This window comes from Rhodanobacter soli, assembly GCF_039523495.1.
GTDB classification, from domain to species: Bacteria; Pseudomonadota; Gammaproteobacteria; order Xanthomonadales; family Rhodanobacteraceae; genus Rhodanobacter; species Rhodanobacter soli.
In genome coordinates, this window is the sequence record NZ_BAAAFK010000002.1 from 243,003 (window position 1) to 260,599 (window position 17,597).

A 17,597-nucleotide genomic window follows, 5' to 3' on the forward strand; every position below is an offset into this window, starting at 1 on the left:
GGCAGATGCCGGCTCGCGGATGCTGCGTGGCGGCGACGGATCGCCCTACTTCAGCTGGTCCCACAAAAAGTCGTAGGCCACCGCGTGCATGTGCGCGGACTGCTGGTTGTCCGCGCCGGCGCCGTGGCCGCCTTCGAGGTTTTCGTAGAACCATACGTCCGGGTGGCCCTGCGCCTGCATCTTCGCGGCCATCTTGCGCGCCTGCACCGGGCCGACGCGGTCGTCGCTGGTGGCGGTGTAGAACAGCACCGGCGGGTAGTGGCTGTCCTTCTTCACGTTCTGGTACGGCGAGAAGGTCTTGATGAAGTTCCAGTCCGGCGTGTCCGGATTGCCGTATTCGGCCATCCACGAGGCGCCGGCGGACAGGTGGATGTAGCGCTTCATGTCCAGCAACGGCACTTCGCAGGCGATCGCGCCGAACAGCTGCGGATACATCGTGAGCATGTTGCCCATCAGCAGGCCGCCGTTGCTGCCGCCTTCGGCGCCGAGGTGCTTCGCCGAGGTGACGCCGCGCCGGACCAGGTCCTCGGCCACCGCGGCGAAGTCCTCGTACGCGCGCGGACGGTTCGCCTTCAGCGCAGCCTGATGCCACTGCGGGCCGTACTCGCCGCCGCCGCGGATGTTGGCGATCACGTAGACGCCGCCACGCTCGAGCCAGGCACGGCCGACGCTGCCGCTGTATTGCGGCTGCAGCGAGACCTCGAAGCCGCCGTAGCCGTACAGCAGGGTGCGGTTGGAGCCGTCCAGCTTGAGGTCGTTCGGAGCGATCTCGAAGTACGGCACGCGGGTGCCGTCGGCGGACTTCACGAAGTGCTGGCTGACTGTGAACTTCGCGGCGTCGAAGAATGCCGGCGCCTGCTTGATCGTCTCGGCCGCCGCGCTGCCCAGCACGCCGCGCTGGAGCGACGACGGCGCCAGGAAGCCGGTGACGTCGAGCCAGTACTCGTCGCTGTGGTCGGGGTCGGTGTCGACCACGTTGATCGTGCTCATCGCCGGCGCGCCCGGCATCGCCTCGCGCTTCCAGTCGTCGCCGGGCGTTGCCGTCTGCGGCGGAGTCAGCACCTCCAGCCGGCTCTTGACGTCGTCCATCAGGTTGAGGATCAGGTGATTCCTGGTCCACGCGTACGAGTCCAGCGAGGTATGCGTGTCCGGCTCGAACAGCACGGTGAAATGGCGCTTGCCGGCCATGAAGCTGTCGAGCTGCGTTGCCAGCAGCGCGCCGGCGGGATAGGTGGTGCCGTCGACGGTCCACGGCGAGCGGGTCCGCACCAACAGCCACTCGCGATGGGCGTCGGCCTCCGCATCGGCCGGCACTTCGACGCGGGCCAGCTTGCCCTCGATGCGCTGATACAGGTCGCTGTGATAGAAATCCCTGGCGATGGAAACGAAATCGCGCTCGTAGCCCGGCGTGCGGTCGTGGTAGGCGTTGACCGCGAGGTCGCTCGGCTTGCCCTCGTACACGATGGCGGCCGCCGCCAACGGCGTGCCGCGCTTCCATGCCTTGACGATGCGCGGGTAGCTTGATTCGGTCATCGAGCCGGGACCGAAGTCGGTGCCGACGTAGAGGGTGTTTTCGTCGATCCAGCCGACCTGGCTTTTCGCCACCGGCAACTCGAAGCCACCCTTCACGAACGCCTTGTGCGGAATGCTGAATTCGCGCACCACGGTGGCGTCGCCGCCGTCCGGCGACAGCGAAACCAGGCAGCGTTCGTACGCCGGCTTCAGGCATTCCACGTCCTTGAACACCCAGCGCTTGCCCTCGGCCTTGTTCAGCGCATCGATGTCCAGCAGCACCTCCCACGCCGGCTCGGCCTTGCGGTATTCGGCCAGCGTGGTACGCCGCCAGACGCCGCGCGGATGCGCCTTGTCGCGCCAGAAGTTGTACAGATGGCTGCCCATGCGGTTGACGTAGGGAATGCGCGCCTCCGAGTCGAGTACCTCGAGGATGCTGTCGCGGGTGCGCGTGAATTCGGCGTTGTCGACGAACTGTTTCGCGGTCGCCGTGTTCTGCTGCTTCACCCAGTCCAGCGCACGGGCGCCGTGGATGTCTTCCAGCCACAGGAACGGATCGTCGCTGGTCGGCGTGGCTGCGGGAGCGGGTGTCGTGTCGCGGGCGTGGAGGTCGTTCATGCCCGTTAGTGTGACGCCGAGTGCCAGCATCAGCCAAACCGATTTCATCGTGTACTCCCAGGTGCGCGAGTGAATGCAATGGACATGACGGGCGCGGCCCGTGGTCGATCGAGCGTAACCGCCCGAGCATACGGGCGCGCGTGACTAAAGTCAGGTGGCGGGCCGGAGACAGAAATCCCGCCACGCGGGCGGGATTTCTGTCATTGCGGACGTGTGGCTTACAGCAGCGGAATCAGCAGCAGTGCCACGATGTTGATGATCTTGATCAGCGGGTTCACCGCCGGGCCGGCGGTGTCCTTGTACGGGTCGCCCACGGTGTCGCCGGTGACCGCGGCCTTGTGCGCCTCGGAACCCTTGCCGCCGTGGTGGCCATCTTCGATGTACTTCTTCGCGTTGTCCCAAGCCCCGCCGCCGGTGGTCATCGAGATCGCCACGAACAGGCCGGTGACGATGGTGCCGATCAGCACGCCGCCCAGCGCCTTCGGCCCCAGCAGCAGGCCGACCACGATCGGCACGGCGACCGGCAGCAGCGACGGCACGATCATCTCGCGGATCGCCGACTTGGTCAGCATGTCCACTGCGCGCGAGTATTCCGGCTTGGCGGTGCCGGCCATGATGCCGGGGATGTCGCGGAACTGCCGGCGCACCTCGACCACCACCGCGCCCGCTGCACGACCGACCGCTTCCATCGCCATGGCGCCGAACAGGTACGGGACCAGGCCGCCGATCAGCAGGCCGATGATCACCATGTGATCGGACAGGTCGAAGGTAAGCGTCGTGTACGGCATCCCGGCGGCCAGTGCCTTGGCCGCGCCCATCGCGTCGAGGTTGTGCGTGTAGTCGGCGAACAGCACCAGCGCGGCGAGTGCGGCCGAACCGATCGCGTAACCCTTGGTCACCGCCTTGGTGGTGTTGCCGACCGCATCCAGCGGGTCGGTGACACCGCGCACTTCCGGCGGCAGGTCGGCCATCTCGGCGATGCCGCCGGCGTTGTCGGTGATCGGTCCGTAGGCGTCCAGCGCCACGATCATGCCGGCCATCGACAGCATTGCGGTGGCGGCGATCGCGATGCCGTACAGCTGCCCGAAATGGTAGGCGCCCCAGATCGCGGCACACACCGCGATCACCGGCAGCGCGGTCGATTTCATCGACACGCCAAGACCGGCGATGATGTTGGTGCCGTGCCCGGTGGTGGATGCCTCGGCGATGTGCCGCACCGGCTTGAACTGGGTGCCGGTGTAGTACTCGGTGACCCACACGATCACGCCGGTCAGGACCAGTCCGATCAGTGAGCAGCAGAACAGCTGGCTGGCCGAAATCAGCTGGCCGTCGGCCGTGGTCAGGCCCTGCGGCAGCAGCGCGCCGGTGACAAACCAGAACGCGATCGCCGAGAGCACGGCCGAGGCGATCACGCCCTTGTACAACGCACCCATGATCGAGCCGCCGTCCTTCACCTTGACGAACAGCGTGCCGATGATCGAGGCGATGATGGACACCCCGCCAAGCGCCAGCGGGTACAGCAATGCGTGCGGGTTGCCGGCGAACATCAGCCCGCCCAGCAGCATGGTGGCGATCACCGTCACCGCATAGGTTTCGAACAGGTCGGCCGCCATGCCCGCGCAGTCGCCGACGTTGTCGCCGACGTTGTCGGCGATCACCGCGGGGTTGCGCGGGTCATCCTCGGGGATGCCGGCTTCGACCTTGCCGACCAGATCCGCACCGACGTCCGCACCCTTGGTGAAGATGCCGCCGCCCAGGCGCGCGAAGATCGAGATCAGCGAGCTGCCGAACGCGAAGCCGACCAGCGCGTGCAGCGCCGGCTCGCCGGTGACGCCGAAGTGGCCGAGCACCAGCCAGTAGCCGGCGACGCCGAGCAGGGCCAGTCCGACCACCAGCATGCCGGTGATCGCGCCGCCGCGAAACGCCACGTCCATTGCCGCGCTCAGGCCGCGCCGCGCTGCTTCGGCCGTACGCACGTTGGCGCGCACCGAGACGTTCATGCCGATGTAACCGGCCGCCCCTGACAGCACGGCGCCGAGCAGGAAGCCGATTGCGGTTGGCCAGCTCAGGAAGAATCCGATCAGCAGCAGCAACACCACGCCGACCATGCCGATGGTGGTGTACTGGCGGTTGAGGTAGGCGCGTGCGCCTTCCTGGATGGCCGCCGCAATTTCCTGCATCCGTTCGTTGCCTGGCGATTGCGCCAGGATCCAGCGCGCGGAGAACGCGCCATACAAAACCGCCACCACCGCACACGCAACGACGATCCACCAGCCATACTGCTGCAGCATCGGAGCCTCCCCATGGGTTGTAAGTGGCCGTCCGGAACGGGCGGTCCCGGGGAGTATAGGCAGACGTTGCGGTGCAGGCTGTTGTGCGGCGCAGCGCCGTCCGGCAAACAAAAGGGCCATGCACGAATGCATGGCCCCGATTCGTTCACCTCGGCGCAGACTTATTGCAGCGCAATGTCCAGGATGATGCCGGTGGCGATCGCGACCAGCAGGTAATCATTGTTCGCGCGCACCCAGTGGTAGCCGCGCGGTGGCTGACGCAGGCGGTAATGGCCGTAGTCGCGCACGACATAGGTCGGGCCGTAGTAGTGGTGGCCGCGCTCCCAGCGCGGATGGTTGCCGTGGCGCCGGTAGCCGTCGCGGTACCCGTAGCGGCGGTCATCGTAACGGCGGGTGTCGTAGCGCCGGTAGTCATGACGCCGATCGTCGTGCCGGCGGTAGTCGCCGTGGCGGCCGTCATGGCGTTGATCGGCGTAGCCATGACCCTGGCCGCGGCGGTCGCGGTCGTGACTGTTCTGGCCGGCCAGCGCGAGGCTGCCGGTGGTGAGCAGGGCAAGTGCAATGAGCAGGCGACTGAAGAGTTTCATCTCAGGGCTCCTCCTGGGGTGTCGTGGCCGCAACGGCGCGGCGATCGACCCGGGCAGGATGGATCGTAGGAAGTTGCGGCTGAACGTAGTCCGATATCGGCGAAGCGGTTTCAGGTGGCGCTCAGCTTTGCGAAACCGGTCACGGAACCCGGCCGGTTCAGCGCCGGAACGCGGCCAGCTTTTTCGCCACCGCCACATTCTTCAGCCGCACGTAGCGCGGCAGGCCGTCCTTGCCGTACGGCAGCGGCGCCTCGCCGCGGATCAGTGGCGCCAGGTAACGCCGCGCCGCCGCGGTGATGCCGAAACCGTCGCGGCTGATGAAGTTTTTCGGCATCTTCTTTTCGCGGTTGGCGATTTTCGCCAGCGCTGCCGGCTCGATCTTCCAGCGGTACGGCGCGTCGGCCGTGCGCACGATCACCGGCATCACCGCGTTCATGCCGGCCAGCGCGTAGTCGACCGCGGCCTTGCCGACCGCGTAAGCCTGTTCGGCGTCGACCTGCGAGGCGGCGTGTCGCGCGGAGCGCTGCAGGTAGTCGGGCAGCGCCCAGTGGTACTTGTAGCCGAGATTTTCCTTCACCAGCGCCGCCAGCACCGGCGCCACGCCGCCGAGCTGGCTGTGGCCAAACGCATCGCGCGTACCCGCTTCGGCGAGGAACTGGCCGGCCGCGTTGCGCACGCCTTCGGAGGCGACCACGGTGCACCAGCCCACGCGCTCGACGGTGGCTTTCACTTTCGCCAGGAATGCGGCCTCGTCGAACGCGTTCTCCGGGAACAGGATGATGTGCGGCGGCGCGTCGGCGCCCTCGCTAGCGAGACCGGCGGCGGCGGCGATCCAGCCGGCGTGGCGGCCCATCACTTCGAGGATGAACACCTTGGTCGAGGTCTCGGCCATCGAGGCCACGTCGAGGCTGGCCTCCAGGGTGGAGATCGCGGTGTATTTCGCCACCGACCCGAAGCCGGGGCAGCAGTCGGTGACGGCGAGGTCGTTGTCCACCGTCTTCGGCACGCCGATGCAGCGGATGTCGTAGCCCATCGTCTTGCCCAGCTGCGAAATCTTCAGCGCGGTATCGGCCGAGTCGTTGCCGCCGTTGTAGAGGAACCAGCGGATGTCGTGCGCGCGGAACACCTCGATCAGCCGCTCGTATTCGCTGCGGTTGTCCTCCACCGATTTCAGCTTGTAGCGGCACGAGCCGAACGCGCCGCCGGGGGTGTGGCGCAGCGCGGCGATTGCGGTGGCCGATTCCTTCGAGGTGTCGATCAGTTCCTCGCGCAGCGCGCCGAGGATGCCGTTGCGGGCGGCGTACACCTTCACGCCCTTGCCACGGGCGGCCTCGATCACGCCGGCGGCGGTGGCATTGATCACGGCGGTGACGCCACCGGACTGGGCGTACAGCAGGTTGCCGGTGATGGCGGGCGAACGGCGACTCGGGCTCATGGGATCCTCGATCAGACGGTGCAAGGGTGGCGACGGTTGTCGGCAAATCTTTTTCTGCAACAAGCACTTGGCTTGATACGACGAATGTCTCTGTTTGACGGCACCCGGTGCAGCGGCTAATTTGACGGACAATTCTGTGTGTCGGGCGGGCTGTTGCAGTGTGCGGCGGCCCGCCGAACTTGTGGAGCATTATGCGACTCGTCCTACTTGGTGCGCCCGGCTCGGGCAAAGGTACGCAAGCGGCCCGGCTGAAGGCTGCGCTGGAGGTTCCGCATATCTCGACCGGCGACATGCTGCGCGCCGCCGTCGCCGCCGGCACCGCGATGGGGCTCAAGGCCAAGGCGGTGATGGACGCCGGCCAACTGGTTTCCGACGACATCCTGCTCGGCATGCTGGAAGAGCGTCTCGCCCAGGCCGACGCGAAGGCCGGCTTCATCCTCGACGGTTATCCACGCAACCTGGTCCAGGCCGATGCGCTCGACCATCTGCTGGCCAAGCTTGGCCAGCCGCTGGATGCGGTGGTGAAGCTGGACGTGCCGAACGAGGCGATCATCGGGCGCTGCGAGATCCGCTTCAAGGCCGAAGGCCGCGCTGACGACAACCCGGATACCGTGCGCAAGCGCCTGGCAATCTATGCCGAGCAGACTGCGCCGGTGGCGGACTTCTACGCCAGCCGCGGCAAGCTGCAGGTGGTGGACGGCGTCGGCGAGCTGGCCGAGGTTACCGCGCGGATCGAGCGCGCGCTGCAGAACGAAGCCGCCGCGGCGAACGGCTGAGCACACTACCCGCTCCGCGCAGAGCGGGCTTCAAGGAGCCGCTCACCATGCGTCTGCACATCCTCGGCATCTGCGGCACCTTCATGGGCGGGGTCGCCGCGCTCGCGCGCGAACTGGGCCACACGGTCGAAGGTTCCGACGCGAACGTCTATCCGCCGATGAGCACCCAGCTGGAGGCGTTGGGCATCGGTCTGATGAGCGGCTACACCGCCAAGCACCTGCAGCCGGGGCCTGATCACGCCCAGCCCGACCTGGTGGTGGTCGGCAACGCGATGACCCGCGGCAACCCGGCCGTCGAGTACATGCTCGATGCGCGCCTGCGCTACATCTCCGGTCCGCAGTGGCTGGGCGAGACCGTGCTGGCCGAGCGCGACGTGCTGGCGGTGGCCGGCACCCATGGCAAGACCACTACCACCAGCCTGCTGGCGCATCTGCTCGAGCATGCTTCAAGAGAGCAGGCGGACCTCGCGCCGGGTTTTCTGGTCGGCGGCGTGCCGGGCAATTTCGGTGTGTCGGCGCGGCTCGGGCAGGGCAAGCCGTTTGTCATTGAAGCGGACGAGTACGACACCGCGTTCTTCGACAAGCGCTCGAAGTTCGTGCATTACCACCCGCGCATCGCGATCCTCAACAATCTCGAATACGACCACGCGGACATCTTCCCCGACGTGGCCGCGATCCAGCGCCAGTTCCATCACCTGGTGCGCACCGTGCCGGGCAACGGCCGGCTGATCGTCAACGCGCACGACGAGCGGCTCGCCGAGGTGCTGGCGATGGGTTGCTGGACGCCGGTGGAAACCTTCGGTATCGACCGCGGCGACTGGCAGGCCACGCTGGTCGAAGCGGATGGCTCGGTGTTCACCGTAAGTCACAACGGCGAACCGATCGGTGAGGTGCGCTGGTCGCTGCTGGGCAATCACAGCGTGATGAACGCGCTGTCTGCACTCGCCGCGGCCGCGGCCGCCGGTGCGGATCCGCAGGCGTTGCTGCCGGCGTTCGCCACATTTGAAAGCGTGAAGCGGCGGATGGAGCTGGTCGGTGAAGTGGACGGCGTGCGCGTCTACGACGATTTCGCCCATCACCCCACCGCGATCGCCACCACCTTGGCCGGGCTGCGCGCGAAGGTGGGCGACGCGCGCATCCTGGTGGCGCTGGAACCGCGCTCCAATTCGATGCGCCAGGGTGCGCACGCCGCGGCGCTGGCGCCGTCGCTCGCCGACGCCGATGCGGTGGTGTTCCTGCATCGCCCCGAGCTGTCATGGGATGCCGGCCGCGTCACCGCGGCGCTGGGCGGGCGCGGCGCGACGGCGCCGACGGTCGACGCGCTGATTGCCGCCTTGCGTGCGCAGGCACGACCCGGCGACCAGGTGATCTTCATGTCCAACGGCGGTTTCGAAGCGGCGCCGCGCCGTTTCGTGGAAAGCCTGCGGCAGGCCTGAACCGGGTCGCGGCTGACCGCGGCGCCCGCTCTGGTTACACTCGCCGGATGGTCGCCCAGTCCCAGTCGCCGCTCATAGAGATGCCCCTGTTTCCGCTGGCCTCCGTGCTGTTTCCCGGCGGCCAGCTGCAGTTGCGCATCTTCGAACCGCGCTATCTCGACCTGGTGCGGGAATGCACGCGTCATGGCACCGGCTTCGGCGTGTGCCTGATCCTGCGGGGGCAGGAAGTGGGCGAGTCGGCGGTGCCGGCAGCGATCGGCACGATCGCGCGGATCAGTGATTTCCATCGCGACGACGACGGCCTGCTCGGCATCGTCGCCGAAGGCGGCGCACGTTTTCGTGTCGCGCGCAGTCGGGTGCGCTCCGATGGCCTGCTGCGTGGCGACGTGGAGGTCTGGCCGGACGAGCCGGAGCTGCAGGTGCCGGTGGAGTTTGCGTTGCTGCAGACCATCCTCGAGAGGCTGATCGAGACGATGGCGTCGCACTGGCGGCACGCGCCACGCAGCGCCTACGACGACGCCAGCTGGCTGGGCTTCCGGCTGGCGGAGCTGCTGCCGCTGGATGTTGGCGAGCAGCAGCGCATGCTCGAATTGAACGATCCGCTGCAGCGGCTGGCCGAATTGCGCGACATCCTGCCGCGTTTCCAGAAGCCGTGAACCGGCGGGTCTTACACTGGCATTTTTCGATAGGGTGACGCGCATGGCCGACCTCGCCGGCAAGACCTTGTTCATCAGCGGCGCCTCGCGCGGCATCGGCCTGGCGATCGCGCTGCGCGCGGCCCGCGACGGCGCGAACATCGTGATCGCGGCCAAGAGTGGCGTGCCGAATCCGAAGCTGCCCGGCACCATCCACACCGCGGCGGCGGCGGTCGAGGCTGCCGGCGGGAGGGCGCTGGCGCTGCAGGTGGACATCCGCGAGGAGTCCCAGGTGGTGGCCGCCGCCGCGCAGGCGGCCGAGCAGTTCGGCGGCATCGACATCGTCGTCAACAATGCCAGCGCGATCTGGCTGGCCGGCACCGCCGAGACGCCGATGAAACGCTACGACCTGATGCACCAGGTCAACACCCGCGGCACTTTCCTGGTTACCCAGGCCTGCCTGCCCTACCTGAAGCAGGCGGCCAATCCGCACGTGCTGATGCTGTCGCCGCCGCTCAACCTCGACCCAAAATGGTTTGCGCCGCACACCGCCTACACTATCGCCAAGTACGGCATGAGCCTGTGCGTGCTCGGCATGAGCCCGGAATTTGCGCCGCTGGGCATCGCGGTGAATGCGCTGTGGCCGCGCACGGTGATCGCCACTGCGGCGATCGGCATGATCGACGGCGTGAAGGCCGAGCATTGTCGCAAGCCGGAGATCGTGGCCGACGCCGCCCACGCCATCTTGACCCGCCCGGCACGTGACTACACCGGCCATTTCGCGATCGACGAAGCGGTCCTGCGCGAGGTCGGAGTCACCGATTTCGACGGCTATGCCGTGCAGCCGGGCGCTTCGTTGCTGCCGGACCTGTTCCTGGGCTGATAACCGGAGTCCTCAGACGGAATGAGCCCCGGCACCGATCGGGGGTGTCCACCCACGCCGGTGGATCGTCCAGGAGGCCTGGTTTCTTCACGTATTGCTCGTTTATTGGCGAGTATATGTTGTGACCGCGCTATTGCAGCAGTAGAGGCACAGGATGCGGCTGCAACGCCAGCGGGATCGACAGCCTGCTCAGGTCGCCATCCCGAACCACGACTGCGACTTTGGGGACAGGGGGCAGCGCCATGACGGGCAATCAGGTATCCAGGCGTTGCGTGGTCTGGTTTGGCCAACCGACGGATGAGGAATGCGCCTGTCTGGCAGGGGCTGGCTGGCGCACGAGGATCGGCGACGCGCAGCTGCAGGGCGGCGTGGGCATGCGGCGCGGCGACATCGTGGTGGCCATGGCCGATCTGCGTCGCAGCGACGCATGCACAGTGCGGGCGATGGGCCAGTTGATGGCCGACCACCCGTGGTTGCCTTGGCTTGCTCTGGTTTCCCAGGAGACTGCCGCCGATACGCCGGAGGTGGAGCGTATCCTGCGGGCCAGCGTGGACTTCTTCACCGCACCGGTCGACATGAAGCGCCTGACCGACGTCTTGACGAAATTCGGCAGCGGCTGGGCGCCGGCCACGGAAAAGACGGATATCCCGGGCATCCTGGGCGCGCAAAGTCCGGTGATGTGCGCCACGGTGGCCAGCCTGCGCAAATATGCGCCGGTAGACTTGCCGGTGTTGATCACCGGCGAGACCGGCAGTGGCAAGGAGGTTGCGGCGCGCGCGCTGCATGGCCTGTCGGCGCGTCGCGACCGGCCGTTCGTCGCCATCAATTGCGGTGCGTTGCCGCCGAACCTGGTGCAGTCCGAGCTGTTCGGCCACGAGCGTGGCGCCTTCACCGGCGCGAATGCGCGGCGTATCGGACATTTCGAAGCCGCCTGCGGCGGCACGGTTTTCCTCGACGAGGTCGGCGACCTGCCGCTCGATGCCCAGACCAGCCTGCTGCGCCTGCTGCAGGAAGGCACGCTGGTGCGCGTGGGTTCGAGCCAGCCGATCAAGCTGGACGTGCGCGTGCTGGCCGCCACGCACGTGGACCTGGACTCGGCAGTGGCGCAGGGCAGCTTCCGCGAGGATCTGTACTACCGGCTCAACGTGCTGCGCCTGCACATGCCCGCGCTGCGCGAACGCGGGGGCGACGTCGAACTGCTCGCGCAGAATTTCCTGGATGCGTTCCGTCTGCGCCATCCGGGCCGTGCCCGCACATTCAGCAGCAGCGCGCGGCAGGCCATGCGGGCATTCAACTGGCCCGGCAACGTGCGCGAACTGCTCAATCGGGTGCAGCGTGCCGCGGTCGTCGCCGAGGGCGCGCTGATCGGCGCAGCGGATCTCGATCTGCTCGACGCGCAATCTGCCGTCCCCCTCCGTCCCAGCCTCGGCCTGGCGCGTGTTTCGGCCGAGCGCGAGGCGGTGCTGAACTGTCTGCGCGAAAGCCGCTACAACATCAGCGAATGCGCGCGGCGACTCAACGTGTCGCGGGTCACCGTGTACCGCCTGTGCAAGAAGCACCGGCTGGAACTGGGTGGACTGCGGGGCAACGGCTTCCCCTTTCGCGCGGAACGACCCGCGGCAGGCGTGAACGGCCACCGGTCGCCGGCGACTCAGAACGTGTAGGAAATCTTGAAAGCCAGCGGCATCTGGCGGTTGCGCAGCATCGGGCCGGCCAGTTTGTCGCTGCGCACCTGCTTGAGCACCACGAAGTGGCGGAAACCGCGCACGTCCGTCAGCACCAGTGCCGGCACGCGCAGGGGGCGCGGGGGTTCCTCGTCAATGCGGTAGCCGCGGGCGCGCGTGCCGAGTGATTCCACGTAGTGCTTGACGTCAAGCATGGAGAAGCCGCGCTGTTTCACCAACCCCGCATCGACGACGACGCAGCTGTGGTCACGTCGCAACGATGACTTCCCGTGACTTCGTTCCCTGCGGAAGGAAGTCCCCCCGGCCCGCAGGGGACGGGCCGGGGGGGTTCCGTTGGTGCCCGGCTACAGGTTGCCGGGTTACCGCCCTCGTTAGCCGCTTGCGCGGCTTTCCGTGTCAGTCGCTCCTACCGCCCGGTGGCGGAGGGGCTGCCGTGCCCGGTTGCGCCACGGCCTGCTGGGCGTCGGCGGCAAGCAGGCTGGCTGGCAGCAGCGCACCCAGCGTCAGCACGGTGCAGTCGATGAACCGACGACGGTGGCACGGATACATGATGCTCCCTCTGCATGGGTCCCACGCCGGATGAGCAATCCACGTGCCATGTGCGACAAAGCCCGCCACGGCGCGGTTTGCAGCGATCAGGCCGATTCGAGCCGTGGCGTTGTCGTGTCGTCGCGTATACAGCAGCCACCCGCGTCGGGTGACCGCCTGCGCGTGGCGATGCCCGCCGCAGCTGCGTTGCGATGGGCTGTAACGCGGGCGATACAGTCCATCGGCAGGTGTTACAACAGCAGGCGTGATTGTGTGTGGTCGCGACGTGGCTCTACGATGCGCGCCACCCAACCCCCTGTTGTCCATCCAGCGGCCAGCGCCGCTACCTCGAGAACCCCCATGCACGAACAACCCTCCGCCCTGATCGAACTCGGCAAGCGCTACTGGCTGCCGGTATACAAGCCGCGCGAACTGGTGCTCGACCACGGCAAGGGTGCCCGGGTGTGGGATACCGAAGGGCGCGACTACGTGGATTTCGGCGCCGGCATCGCGGTGAACGCGCTCGGCCACCAGGATCCGGACTTGCTTGCCGCGCTGGTCGCGCAGGCGCACAAGCTCTGGCACAGCAGCAACGTGTTCTACACCGAGCCGCCGCTGCGGCTGGCCGAGGAGCTGGTGCACGCTTCGGGTTTCGCCGAGCGCGTGTTCCTGTGCAACTCGGGCGCCGAGGCGAACGAGGCGGCGATCAAGCTGGTGCGCAAGTGTGCGGCGTCGAAGGGGCGCGCGCCGGAGCAGCGCGGCATCCTCACGTTCAGGGGATCGTTCCACGGCCGCACGCTGGCCACGGTCACCGCCACCGCGCAGCCGAAGTACCAGGCGGGCTACGAGCCGTTGCCGGCAGGTTTCGGCTACGCGGATTTCAACGATGTCGCCGCGCTGGAGGCGGCGTTCGCCACCGGCGACATCGCCGCGGTGATGCTGGAGCCGGTGCAGGGCGAGGGCGGCGTGTTGCCGGCCGCTCCGGGTTTCCTCAAGCGCGTTCGCGAGCTGTGCGATCAGCATGACGCGTTGCTGGTGCTGGACGAGATCCAGTGCGGCATGGGCCGCACCGGAACGCTGTTCGCGCACGCGCACGACGACGTCACGCCGGACATCGTGACCCTGGCCAAGGCGCTCGGCTGCGGCTTTCCGATCGGTGCGATGCTGGCCGGCCCGAAGGTGGCCGAGGTGATGCAGTACGGTGCGCACGGCACCACCTTCGGCGGCAACCCGATGGCCGCCGCGGTCGCCCGTGTCGCGCTGGCCAAGCTGGCCTCGCCGGCGGTGCTGATGAATGTGGAACGGCAGGCGCACGACCTGCGTGCGGGATTGGCCCGGATCAACCACGAACTGCAGCTGTTCGCCGAGGTGCGCGGCCGCGGCCTGATGATCGGCGCGGTGCTGGCCGATGCGTACAGGGGCGAGGCGGGAACGATCCTCGACTGCGCCGCCGCGCATGGCCTGCTGCTGTTGCAGGCCGGGCCGGACGTGCTGCGTTTCGTGCCGCCGCTGACCATCACCGACGAAGAACTGGCCGACGGCCTCACGCGCCTGCATGCAGCCTTGAACGATTTTGCGGCAGGCTGAAGCGAAACCTTCGCCAGCCTTGCCGACCAGGAGGAGCCTCCCGATGAAATACCTGCATAGCATGGTGCGCGTGCGCGATCTCGACGCCTCGCTGCGTTTCTACTGCGAGGGCCTCGGCCTGCGCGAGGTGCGCCGCAAGGAAGTGCCCGAAGGCAAGTACACGTTGGTGTTCCTGTCGGCGCCGGACAGCCCCGAAGCCGAAGTCGAGCTGACGTACAACTGGGGTTCGCAGGAGGACTACGGTTCGGCGCGCAACTTCGGCCACCTGGCGTTCCGCGTCGAGGACATCTACGTCACCTGCGCGCGCCTGCAGGCGATGGGCTGCACCATCCACCGCCCGCCGCGCGACGGCCACATGGCCTTCGTGCGCTCGCCCGACCTGATCTCGATCGAGCTGCTGCAGGAAGGCCACCTGCCGCCGCGCGAGCCGTGGGCGTCGATGCCGAATACCGGCAGCTGGTGAATCAGCCCTTCGCGTCGCGCAGGGCGCCGCGTGCGGCTTCCAGCGTGTCGGCGATGTCCTGGTCGGTGTGCGCGCTGGACATGAAGCCGGCTTCGAATGCCGACGGCGCCAGGTACACGCCGCGCTTCAGCATGCCGTGGAAGAAACGGTTGAACAGCGCGGCATCCGCCACCGTTGCCTGCGCGTAGCTCTGCACCTTTTCGGCGCTGAAGAACAAGCCGAACATGCCGCCCACGCGGTTGGTGCTGAACGCGATGCCTTCGCCGTCGGCCACCGACTGCAGTCCGTCGGTGAGCAGGCGCGTGCGGGCGGCCAGTTTGTCGTGGAACCCGGGTGCCTGGATCAGCTCCAGCATCGCCAAGCCGGCTGCCATTGCCACCGGATTGCCGGAGAGCGTGCCGGCCTGATAGATCGGGCCGCTTGGGGCGATCTGTTCCATCAGTTCGCGGCGGCCACCGTAGGCACCCACCGGCATGCCGCCGCCGATGATCTTGCCGAACGTGGTGAGGTCCGGCGTCACGCCGTAGTGCGCCTGCGCGCCGCCGAGCGCCACGCGGAAACCGGTCATCACTTCGTCGAAGATCAGCAGCACGCCGTGCTGCGTGCACAATTCGCGCAGGCCTTGCAGATAGCCGTCCATCGGCGGGATGCAGTTCATGTTGCCGGCGACCGGCTCGATGATCAGGCCGGCGATCTCGTTGCCCTGTTCGGCGAACAATGCCTTCGCGGCGTCGAGGTCGTTGTACGGCAGGGTCAGGGTGAGGTCGGCATTCGCCTTCGGCACGCCCGGCGAGGTCGGCACGCCGAAGGTCAGCGCGCCGGAGCCGGCCTTGACCAGGAAGCTGTCGCCGTGGCCGTGGTAGCAGCCTTCGAATTTCACGATCTTCGCCCGGCCGGTGGCGCCGCGGGCAAGGCGGATCGCCGACATTGTCGCCTCGGTGCCGGAGTTGACCATGCGCACCATTTCGACCGAGGGAATCAACCGGGTGATCGTCTCGGCCATGGTCACTTCGGCCGGGCAGGGCGTGCCGAACGACAGGCCGTGCTGCACCGCGCGTTCGACCGCCTCGCGCACGGCGGGATGATTGTGACCGACGATCATCGGCCCCCACGAGCCGACGTAGTCGATGTAGCGCGTGCCTTCCACGTCCCACAAGTACGCGGCGTCCGCCCGCGCGGTGAAGAACGGCTCGCCGCCGACCGACTTGAACGCGCGCACCGGCGAGTTCACGCCGCCGGGCATCAGCTTCAGGGCGCGCTGGAAGAGTTCGTGGTTGGTCATCGTGCGGATTCTCGATCGGAGGAGTACAGGTCGGCGAAACGTTGCGCGGCGGCGCGCACATCGGGAGCGGCGAACAGGGCGGCGATCGCCGCCAGATATTCGGCGCCGGCTTCGACCAGCGAAGCGCCATTGTCCGGCGTGATCCCGCCGATCGCCACCCGTGGCACGCCGAGCGCGGCGCTTTGCCTCAGCAAGTCGATCGGGACGCGCGCTGCCAACGGCTTGGTGGGCGAGGGAAAGAACGCGCCGAACGACACGTAGCTGGCGCCGGCGCGCGCGGCCGCCTGCGCACGCGGCAGCGAGCCGTAGCACGACACGCCGACGATCGCGTGTTCGCCCAGCACGGCACGCACGGCGACCGGATCGTCATCGTCGCGGCCCAGATGCACGCCGTCGGCGCCAACGGCCAGAGCCAGCGCGACATCGTGGTCGATGATCAGCGGCACGCCGTGGGCGCGACACAACTGTACGAGCGCCGTCGCTTCGGCGCGGCGTCGTGCCGTGTCGTCGCTCAAGTCGCGGTATTGCAGCAGCCTCGCGCCGCCGGCCAGTGCCTGCGCGACGACGTCGAGCAGATCGGCGCGCGGCCCATCGGTTATGGCGTACAGGCCGCGGCCCGACAGGGGTATGGGCATCTTCAAATCATGGCCTCGCGAGCGTGGTGGAAGGGGTGGCGACGTCGTCGCGCTTTCGTATTGTCGGGCGAGTTGCGAGAATGCTCCATTCCCCAGAGATCCGAAGAAGCCTGATCATGAGCCAGAGTTCCACCGAAACCGCCTTGCGCAAATGGATGTGCGTCGTCTGCGGCTACATCTATGACGAAGCCGTGGGCGTGCCCGACGAAGGCATTCCCGCCGGCACTCGCTGGGAAGACGTGCCCGACACCTGGACCTGCCCGGATTGCGGCACCACCAAGGACGATTTCGAGATGATCGAGCTCGACTGAGCGCCGATTCCTGCCCGCAAACGGCCCGATCCCGTCAGTGCATTGACCGGGCCGCCTGCTCTGATGTTCCTGCGCCCGGCCACGCGGCGCGTCATACGGGGAACATCCCATGCAACAATTCATTCCGTTCGAAGACGACTGGGACGTACTGGAAAATCTTCGTCCCGAAGACCTGATTCCCTATCGTGTCGGCATGCTCGACGCGCCGCGTGCAGCCACTCAGTGCACCGGCCCGATGTCGCCGTCGATCTTCAACGCGTCGCCCAGCTTCGCCCCGATGCGCTGCGCCGTTCCGGCAGACAGCTCCAGCACGTAGATCGCCGGCGCGTCGCTGGGATAGGTCGGGCAAGGATCGGCCTTGCATGGCGGCACGTCCAGTTGCATCGAGACCAGTCGGCGATCCGCATCGAAATAAAGGATGTCCAGCGGGATCAGCGTGTTCTTCATCCAGAACGCCTGCGGCCCGGTGTGGGGAAACACGAACAGCATGCCGTGATCGGGCGCCAGCGTGGTGCGCATCATCAGGCCATGCTGTCGGCTGGCGTCGTCGGTGGCGAGCTCCACCGAGAAACGCTGCCTATGCAGCTCGACTGCCGGCTTTGCGGATTGCGCGGGAGTGCTGCCGGAACAACCGGACAGCAGGAAGAGCAGCGGTGCAATCCATCGTTTCATCGCAGGTACTCGTCGCGGGCGGGAAGACGCGACGGGCAGTGTAGCGCTGCAGTCAACGGTGCTTCTGCGAGAAAAGTGCACGCGCCCCCTTCCCAGATGCGCGGCTCGGCGCTATGATTCTCGCCCCTTCGATGAAGCGCCCTTTCGCGAAGGTTCCACAACACTCCACGCTGAAAAATTTGTTAGCTAAGGGTGTTGACGGTCAAGAAAAGCGATGTAGAATGGGCGGCTCACCCGGGACGAAACGTTGCGGGGTGCAGA

General features: G+C 67.3%; 16 protein-coding genes and 1 pseudogene. 8 read left to right on the plus strand and 9 right to left on the minus strand.

Annotated elements, in window-relative coordinates; genetic code table 11:
• Window positions 1-45: 45 nt before the first annotated feature.
• The 4 genes from ABD024_RS16170 to ABD024_RS16185 all read right to left on the minus strand — a co-directional run bounded on the left by ABD024_RS16170 (window position 46) and on the right by ABD024_RS16185 (window position 6,443).
• On the minus strand, window positions 46-2,130 hold the full coding sequence (locus ABD024_RS16170; RefSeq protein ID WP_343855434.1) for a prolyl oligopeptidase family serine peptidase: 2,085 nt from the start codon (window positions 2,128-2,130) through the stop codon (window positions 46-48).
• Between the two features lie 218 nt (window positions 2,131-2,348).
• Entirely contained in the window at window positions 2,349-4,421 is a 2,073-nt protein-coding gene (locus ABD024_RS16175; protein ID WP_343855400.1) for a sodium-translocating pyrophosphatase, read from the minus strand.
• Between the two features lie 161 nt (window positions 4,422-4,582).
• Window positions 4,583-5,008, minus strand: a complete 426-nt coding sequence (locus tag ABD024_RS16180; RefSeq protein WP_343855402.1) for an RcnB family protein — start codon at window positions 5,006-5,008, stop codon at window positions 4,583-4,585.
• Window positions 5,009-5,165: 157 nt separating this feature from the next.
• Window positions 5,166-6,443, minus strand: coding sequence for a 6-phosphofructokinase (locus ABD024_RS16185; protein ID WP_343855403.1), 1,278 nt, complete (start codon window positions 6,441-6,443; stop codon window positions 5,166-5,168).
• Between the two features lie 191 nt (window positions 6,444-6,634).
• On the opposite strand from ABD024_RS16185, the gene ABD024_RS16190 reads away from it, so the two are divergent.
• The 5 genes from ABD024_RS16190 to ABD024_RS16210 all read left to right on the plus strand — a co-directional run bounded on the left by ABD024_RS16190 (window position 6,635) and on the right by ABD024_RS16210 (window position 11,837).
• Entirely contained in the window at window positions 6,635-7,219 is a 585-nt protein-coding gene (locus tag ABD024_RS16190; RefSeq protein WP_343855404.1) for an adenylate kinase, read from the plus strand.
• A gap of 47 nt (window positions 7,220-7,266) precedes the next feature.
• Window positions 7,267-8,655: a UDP-N-acetylmuramate:L-alanyl-gamma-D-glutamyl-meso-diaminopimelate ligase gene (mpl, locus tag ABD024_RS16195; protein ID WP_343855405.1), complete on the plus strand. Its 1,389-nt coding sequence runs from the start codon at window positions 7,267-7,269 to the stop codon at window positions 8,653-8,655.
• 47 nt (window positions 8,656-8,702) lie between these two features.
• Entirely contained in the window at window positions 8,703-9,311 is a 609-nt protein-coding gene (locus ABD024_RS16200; protein WP_343855406.1) for an LON peptidase substrate-binding domain-containing protein, read from the plus strand.
• 43 nt (window positions 9,312-9,354) lie between these two features.
• Window positions 9,355-10,173 (plus strand): SDR family oxidoreductase, encoded by an 819-nt coding sequence (locus ABD024_RS16205; RefSeq protein WP_343855407.1) that lies wholly within the window; start codon window positions 9,355-9,357, stop codon window positions 10,171-10,173.
• A 242-nt stretch (window positions 10,174-10,415) separates the two neighbouring features.
• On the plus strand, window positions 10,416-11,837 hold the full coding sequence (locus ABD024_RS16210; RefSeq protein WP_343855409.1) for a sigma-54 dependent transcriptional regulator: 1,422 nt from the start codon (window positions 10,416-10,418) through the stop codon (window positions 11,835-11,837).
• Between the two features lie 14 nt (window positions 11,838-11,851).
• Here ABD024_RS16210 and ABD024_RS16215 read toward each other — a convergent pair.
• Together ABD024_RS16215 and ABD024_RS16220 are read right to left on the minus strand one after the other, a co-directional pair.
• Window positions 11,852-12,091, minus strand: a pseudogene (locus ABD024_RS16215) (cysteine peptidase family C39 domain-containing protein); the annotation flags it as partial.
• 163 nt (window positions 12,092-12,254) lie between these two features.
• The gene (locus ABD024_RS16220; RefSeq protein ID WP_343855412.1) at window positions 12,255-12,407 is read right to left on the minus strand and encodes a hypothetical protein; all 153 of its coding nucleotides are present in this window, start codon (window positions 12,405-12,407) and stop codon (window positions 12,255-12,257) included.
• Between the two features lie 339 nt (window positions 12,408-12,746).
• Between ABD024_RS16220 and ABD024_RS16225 the strand changes: the two genes are divergently transcribed.
• Together ABD024_RS16225 and ABD024_RS16230 are read left to right on the plus strand one after the other, a co-directional pair.
• Window positions 12,747-13,973, plus strand: coding sequence for an acetylornithine/succinylornithine family transaminase (locus ABD024_RS16225; protein ID WP_343855413.1), 1,227 nt, complete (start codon window positions 12,747-12,749; stop codon window positions 13,971-13,973).
• A 43-nt stretch (window positions 13,974-14,016) separates the two neighbouring features.
• A complete protein-coding gene (locus ABD024_RS16230; RefSeq protein WP_343855414.1) occupies window positions 14,017-14,436 on the plus strand; it encodes a VOC family protein in 420 nt (139 codons plus the stop codon).
• A 1-nt stretch (window position 14,437) separates the two neighbouring features.
• On the opposite strand, the gene hemL is transcribed toward ABD024_RS16230, so the two are convergent.
• Window positions 14,438-15,718 (minus strand): glutamate-1-semialdehyde 2,1-aminomutase, encoded by a 1,281-nt coding sequence (hemL, locus tag ABD024_RS16235; protein ID WP_343855415.1) that lies wholly within the window; start codon window positions 15,716-15,718, stop codon window positions 14,438-14,440.
• Complete coding sequence (gene thiE / locus ABD024_RS16240) at window positions 15,715-16,353, minus strand: thiamine phosphate synthase (protein WP_343855418.1); 639 nt, start codon at window positions 16,351-16,353, stop codon at window positions 15,715-15,717. The genes hemL and thiE overlap by 4 nt, the downstream gene beginning before the upstream one ends.
• A 116-nt stretch (window positions 16,354-16,469) precedes the next feature.
• Between thiE and ABD024_RS16245 the strand changes: the two genes are divergently transcribed.
• Entirely contained in the window at window positions 16,470-16,664 is a 195-nt protein-coding gene (locus tag ABD024_RS16245; RefSeq protein WP_056391343.1) for a rubredoxin, read from the plus strand.
• Between the two features lie 219 nt (window positions 16,665-16,883).
• On the opposite strand, the gene ABD024_RS16250 is transcribed toward ABD024_RS16245, so the two are convergent.
• Window positions 16,884-17,336, minus strand: coding sequence for a DUF192 domain-containing protein (locus ABD024_RS16250; protein WP_425543167.1), 453 nt, complete (start codon window positions 17,334-17,336; stop codon window positions 16,884-16,886).
• Between the last annotated feature and the right edge of the window lie 261 nt (window positions 17,337-17,597).